At 57.4% G+C, this 6,239-nt stretch carries 6 protein-coding genes and 1 tRNA gene; 3 read left to right on the forward strand and 4 right to left on the reverse strand.

The window, feature by feature from the left end; translation table 11 throughout:
• The first annotated feature begins 209 nt into the window (after positions 1-209).
• Positions 210-1,430 (forward strand): phenylacetate--CoA ligase family protein, encoded by a 1,221-nt coding sequence (locus E2L05_RS15905; protein WP_133343853.1) that lies wholly within the window; start codon positions 210-212, stop codon positions 1,428-1,430.
• Between the two features lie 134 nt (positions 1,431-1,564).
• Positions 1,565-2,458 (forward strand): PAS domain-containing protein, encoded by an 894-nt coding sequence (locus E2L05_RS15910; protein WP_133343854.1) that lies wholly within the window; start codon positions 1,565-1,567, stop codon positions 2,456-2,458.
• 4 nt (positions 2,459-2,462) lie between these two features.
• Here E2L05_RS15910 and E2L05_RS15915 read toward each other — a convergent pair whose 3' ends face one another.
• The 4 genes from E2L05_RS15915 to E2L05_RS15930 form a co-directional block, all read right to left on the reverse strand.
• Positions 2,463-3,701 (reverse strand): tetratricopeptide repeat protein, encoded by a 1,239-nt coding sequence (locus E2L05_RS15915; RefSeq protein ID WP_133343855.1) that lies wholly within the window; start codon positions 3,699-3,701, stop codon positions 2,463-2,465.
• A 37-nt stretch (positions 3,702-3,738) separates the two neighbouring features.
• Positions 3,739-4,692 (reverse strand): transferrin-binding protein-like solute binding protein, encoded by a 954-nt coding sequence (locus tag E2L05_RS15920; RefSeq protein WP_133343856.1) that lies wholly within the window; start codon positions 4,690-4,692, stop codon positions 3,739-3,741.
• A gap of 234 nt (positions 4,693-4,926) precedes the next feature.
• Positions 4,927-5,052, reverse strand: a complete 126-nt coding sequence (ykgO, locus tag E2L05_RS15925; RefSeq protein WP_133343857.1) for a type B 50S ribosomal protein L36 — start codon at positions 5,050-5,052, stop codon at positions 4,927-4,929.
• An 87-nt stretch (positions 5,053-5,139) separates the two neighbouring features.
• Positions 5,140-5,214 (reverse strand) — tRNA-Val (locus E2L05_RS15930).
• A 158-nt stretch (positions 5,215-5,372) separates the two neighbouring features.
• On the opposite strand from E2L05_RS15930, the gene E2L05_RS15935 reads away from it, so the two are divergent.
• Entirely contained in the window at positions 5,373-6,224 is an 852-nt protein-coding gene (locus tag E2L05_RS15935) for an N-formylglutamate amidohydrolase (RefSeq protein WP_243722015.1), read from the forward strand.
• Positions 6,225-6,239: the final 15 nt, after the last annotated feature.

Raw genomic sequence — 6,239 nt, forward strand, 5'->3', positions numbered from 1 at the left:
CCATTGAGGGAGGAGTTTTGGCGCTGCCGCGAAATCGAATGGACCCAGGGAGGAGGAGGTCCGCATCGATCAACCCGGAGGGGTGTAACCACCCCTGCGATGGCCAATTGATACCGCGTCTTTCTGCAGATGCACAACAGAGCAATACGCAAGGCCGGGCTGCACGCGTTGCATGCCTTGCGCGGCAACGAAACTTTCGAGGAAAAACCATGAAGCCTTTTGATGATTGGGAGCGCAGAAGTACCCAGGAACGTGATGCATCCCTGTCCGATTGCCTGCCCGAATTGATCCGTAACGCACAATCGTTGCAAGGGAATGCGGCACGTCTTGCCGATATTGACCCGGCATCCATCACCGGGCGCGCGGCGCTTGCCAGTGTGCCGGTTCTTCGGAAATCTGAACTGGTTTCCTTGCAGACACCGCAGGCACCGCTTGGTGGATTGTCTGCGCGCGGGGCAGGGGCCTATGATCTGCTGTTTCAGTCGCCGGGCCCAATTTACGAGCCGGGCCAGACCAGCGAGGATTGGTGGCGGTTGGGGCGCTTTCTTCATGCTTGCGGCATCGGTCGCGGAGATGTGGTTCAGAACTGTTTCGGGTATCATCTGACGCCTGCGGGGCACATCTTTGAAAACGGTGCGAGAGCTGTAGGGGCAACAGTCATTCCGGCAGGAACGGGCCAGACAGAGTTACAGGTTCAGGCCGCCGCACATTTGGGGACCACGGCTTATGCGGGCACGCCAGACTATCTGAAGGTCATTCTTGAGAAAGCAGACGAGATGGGCGTTTCGCTTGGCATCACCAAGGCGGCTGTTTCGGGCGGTGCGTTGTTTCCTGCCTTGCGAGAGGCGTATGCGGCGCGGGGAATCGTATGCCTGCAATGTTATGCGACGGCGGAATTGGGCAACATCGCCTATGAAAGTGCCGCGATGGACGGAATGATCGTCGACGAGGGCGTCATAGTGGAAATCGTCACTCCTGGTACTGGTGATGTTGTACCTGACGGAGAGGTCGGTGAAGTGGTCGTCACTTCGTTGAACCCGGATTACCCGCTTATCCGCTTTGCGACCGGCGATCTGAGCGCGGTTTTGCCGGGACAAAGCCCGTGTGGGCGAACAAACATGCGGATCAAGGGATGGATGGGCCGTGCCGACCAAACCACCAAGATCAAGGGCATGTTCGTGCGCCCCGAGCAGGTTGCCGTGTTGGTTGCGCGCCATCCCGAAGTTCAGCGCGTGCGCGTTGTGGTGACGCGTGAGAATGATCAAGACGCCATGGAGGTACGTATGGAAACAACAGCCTGCACGCCGGACGTCTTCGAATCGTCGGTCGCCGATACATTGAAAGTGTCGGGGCGACTCTCTTTGGTTGAGCCGGGGACCCTTCCAAGGGATGGAAAGGTTATCGAAGATCTTAGAGAATATACGACCTGAACGGGAATTGAGCCAAAATCCGCCGATCGGCATGTACAAATCGTGCATGCAGCCGTGCAACGTGCGCGGGCGCATAGGTCGATGTCGAGGAACCGGATACACTCAGGCGTATTGACCCCATAGGAATTTACGTCATGGCGAAGCCGTATGTTGCGCCCGGTGAACCTGATGCCAAGGTTGTTGCCGGACTGGCGCAAGATCTTGCTCAAGGGCGATCAGACACTGTTGGAAAGTATTTCGCCGCACATGGCGCGTCGGCGCCGCAGATTGTGTGGACCCCCTCGCTTGAGGACCCTAGGCATCCTGTTCTACGCAGTTTCTTGCGTGCCTGCGGCGAGACTGACTCTGTACTGCCAGTGACGTGGCTCGACAGTGATGCGTTTTCTGTCTTGCGTGACTGGGCGATGATTGTTGAGCCGGGCGAGACCGAAGGCGATTACATCTATCGCTACTATGGATCAAAAATTGCCGAGGTTTATCAATTTGATATGACTGGGCGCAGCGTGTCTGAGTTCGGTGGCTATATTTCGGGTTTCTTTGCGGCCTTGTATAAGGCTGTGGAATTGCGGCGACAGCCAGTGATGAGCGCGCACGAACCGCCCAAGCAGGTTTTTGTCCGGGCTTGGCGGCGAATTATTCAGCCTTTGGTGGATGAGGGCGGGAACTTCGCGTGTTTCGCCGTTATCAACATTCCGGACAATGAGTTGCGGGCGGGGCTAGATGTGCTGCCGGATGCCGTGATGGTTGTTTCGGCAGATGGCAATGTGTGTTTCGCGAACCGGGCGGCCTGCGTTTTGTTTGGGCAAGCGCGCAGTCCGCTGGGCAGCGTGTCATTGCAGGAGTTTGCCGGGCTGGAACTTGCCCTTCCCGATGCCCCAGAGAAACTGATCCTTGAAGGGCGGCCACGGCATCTGCGTCGGCTGACAGCGCGCGGCAAGCTTCTGTTGCCTGTGGCCCTGACAATCGCGGCCACATATTACCGGGATCAGCCGTTCTTCATAATTTCGGCTCGCCGCGACGAGGCTTGAGGCGTCAAAAGACCCGGCGGATCCCAATGCTGACGTCCCGTGACCAATAGCTGAACGCATCGATCCCGCTGGTCACTTCGGTGGCTTCCATCTGGATGAATGGCGAAAAGCCATTGCCAAAGATCAAATCGGTCTTTTCAATTCGAAGTCGCCCCGACAATTCGACTTCATCCGGGTCATCCGAAAATAGGGGGCTTGGCGACAGGAAATCCTTGCGCGACAGCGTGATCGAGGGACGAATTGATAGGCCGAACCGCGCTTCGACGCTTCCAAAAACCGAGACGCCCAACCGATCGAAGGACTCAAAGCCAAGATCGGCACGGCGCGCTTCGCCGAAAACCGATAGACCTATCAAGCCGCGCCCGGAAAATGATTGACGCAGGCCAGCCTCGGCAAAGACCGACGTTCCGTCAAGCGTGTCTGTCCGCGCGTTGTCCACATCCAGAAGCTGGGTGCTGCCAAAGATCGAAAGCCCATTTCCGCCCCGGCGTTCAAAGGCCAGTTCGACTCCGGCACGATCTTCGAAATGAGTGGTGGAAACGTCCCGTCTTGTTGCGACCAGAGCTATTGAGGACGTCGTTCTAGGCGCGGAAAAGCGCAGGCCGCCGCGCATGCCATAGCTGTAATCCCGGAGCGTTTCGCTTTCGGCGTAATCGCCAAAGGTGAACGCTTCGGCAAAGGCGGTGGTAACAAGGTTCTGGCCATTCAGGGCTGGTAATTCCGCACGCAAGCTGGCGGAGGCCGAGAACGTAAGCCCCAGTTCCTTTTCGTCGGGGCGGTTCAGCGTGAACGGCAATCTGAAACCGCCAAAATTCAAATCTATGGTGTTGGTTTTATAGTTTTCGTTGCTGCGCAATTCGGTCAGCGACACGCTGATATCCCAGTCAAAGCCGCGCCTTGCGTCGATGGCCCGGATGAAGCCCAGAACATTGCGGCGCACCGGATCAGGCAGGTCAGCCGAAAGGGCCAGCAGAAACTCGCGCCGGGCGTTGGACCACTGCCCATCCGCGAAATAGGCGCGACCAAGTTCAAGCCGAACGCGGACCAGATCAGGGTGCTTTGCCAAAACGCCCAGAAAGATCGGAATGGCCTGTTTTGGGTCGTTCGCATCCAGAGAGGCGAGCCCAGACACAAATGCCGCCTCAACAGCGCGGGCTTCGGCCGGAGTAGACGGCGCAGCCTGAGCCGCGCTTGGCATGATGAGAGGAAGGCACAGGAAAACGCGTGCGATGGCGCGCTTCATGATTATGATTCTTCGCCTATTGTCATTCTATCCGGCTCTATTGCTTCTTGGCGCCAAATGCTCCGCCGTAGACGCCTCGAGAGCTCTCAAACGAGAAAGTCCCGCCTACCTCTTCCGCAGAGGGGCCGTAGAATGTCCCATCAACACGTCCAGGGTCTCCTACAGCAGTTGTAGCGCTGGTAGTGGAAAGTGTGTTTTTGTCGATGCTTCCCGTAGCGTCGAAGTTCAGGCTAAGGGGATCACCAATATTGCCCTGTCCCAGCTGGCTGAAAGTCGTATTTCTTGACTTTATCGTAACCGAATTGAAATCAGTGGTGGATACCGTGATATCAGACCGTGTGAACCCAATGGCTGTTGTGGAGCCCCCAGATACACTAGCAAGCCCAATGGACTTGCCGGTGTATGTTGCTGAGCCGCTGGAAGGCATGGATGCGGCGGGCGTCGCACTCCCGAACGAACCGAAACGGATTTTGTCGGATGCTGTGCTTCCATCCGCGGCGTTCGCCGTCTTGGCCCAGCCACCATAGACCGCATATTCCATCGGATTGGCCGTATAGGATGCGAACGGTTGGATCAGGAAAGCGCCTGAATCGGTTGAAATATTGAATGTTGTCCCGTCAAAGGTCAAATCGGAGCTACTTACGGATTCGCGAAGATCGATTTCTACGGTTTCGCCGTTTGCCGTCAGACGCAATTTGTCTGGTCCGGCCGAGGCATCGCCGCTGGTATTGGTTGACGTGACAAGTGTCGCTGCGATGGGGGAACCGAAGGTTTGGAACCCAGACCCACCGCCAAAGATCGACTCGATCGCTGTGCCGGAAATCTGCACAGGCATGGTCGCGTCTGTCGGAAGCGGATCTCCGGGCTCAATAACAATCGGGTTACTGAAGTCAGGCTGCGGGGTTACAGCTTCGGTCGTTTCGCTGCCGCCGCCACCACCGCCACATGCGCCCAGGGCAAGAAGAAGCGCGCTCACAACAACAGGTTTCATCTTCACTCCGTTTCAGATCTGGACGCATTTTCAAGATTTCGTGGCTTTCAGCACTATGCCGTTATCCACTATCAGGTCCAGTTTGGACAAAAAAACTGACTAACAGCCCTTTTGTACTAAGTCGGAACCCCTGCCACAATATTGTGCGCTTTGCTACACTATTCGCTTTGATAAAGGTGCTGAGCAAACAAAAAAGCCGCCCAAGGGCGGCTTCATCGTAGCAACGAGAGCGACTCAGCCCTGACGTGCTTTGAATCTCTTCTGAGTCTTGTTAATCACATAGACCCGGCCTTTGCGGCGCACCACACGGCAATCGCGGTGACGCTGCTTGAGCGAGCGAAGCGAGTTCCTGACCTTCATGGCCTTCTCCAATTCGTCGCGGCGCGTCGTTGCGCCGTGTTGCAGTTCGTGCCCTTGCGGGCTGTTCAAATTGTGCCGAATGGCACATGGTGGGCGGTACTGGGATCGAACCAGTGACCCCTACGATGTCAACGTAGTGCTCTACCGCTGAGCTAACCGCCCCCGTCGCAAATCCGGTAAGCGTCTCGTTCAAATGAACAAGACGCGGAGGTTTCCGCGTCGGTGGAGGGTCTATAGAAGGAGTCGGACCGGTGATCAAGGGGTATTGGTAGACAAAAGAATTCCGGTATACGGGAGCAGTCGAAGAACAAGGGGCGCCGGTGAACTATCAACTGATCCAGCCGAAAACCGTGCTGACCGGTGTGGTTTTTGCCTCGCCCCATAGCGGACGAGATTACCCGGCCGAAATGCGGACGGCGACGGTTTTGGATGAGCGCACGCTTCGCTCCTCTGAAGATGCGTATATGGACTTGTTGATTGGCGATGCGCCCTCGTTGGGCGCGCCCTTGCTTTTGGCGAAAACGCCGCGCGCCTTCGTCGATTTGAACCGAAATACCGACGAGTTGGACTCTGCCCTGATCGAAGGGGTGCGCCGGTCTGCGCACAACCCGCGCGTCACATCGGGGCTTGGGGTGATCCCTCGCGTGGTTGCGGGCGGGCGCGCAATTTATTCCGGCAAAATGCCATTGGCCGAAGCGCGCCGCCGCATCGATCAACACTGGCAACCTTATCATTCGGCGCTGGCCGCGCTGCTTGCGACGCAACGCGCTACCTTTGGGCGCGCGGTTCTGGTCGATTGCCATTCCATGCCACACGAGGCCATCGAGGGGGTAAATGGGGGTCGGGGTCCTTTGCCGGATGTTGTTCTGGGGGATCGTTTCGGTGCGGCGGCGGATGGTGACGTGGTCGACAGGATCGAGCTAGCTTTGACAGCCGAGGGCTTGCGCGTCGCCCGCAACACGCCGTTCGCCGGGGCGTTTATCGCGCAACGGTATGGTCGGCCCGCTCAGGGAATGCATGTGGTTCAGATGGAAATTGACCGCGCCCTTTACATGAACGAGGCGACTTTGACGCAGCGCCCAGACTTTGATGATCTGCGTGCGCTGATGCGCCGGGTCATGTCAGACATTGTCACGATTGCACGGCCAGACATACCCTTGGCCGCTGAGTGACCCGTTGGGTCACCG

The organism is Meridianimarinicoccus aquatilis (assembly GCF_004358675.1).
Taxonomy (GTDB): domain Bacteria; phylum Pseudomonadota; class Alphaproteobacteria; order Rhodobacterales; family Rhodobacteraceae; genus Meridianimarinicoccus; species Meridianimarinicoccus aquatilis.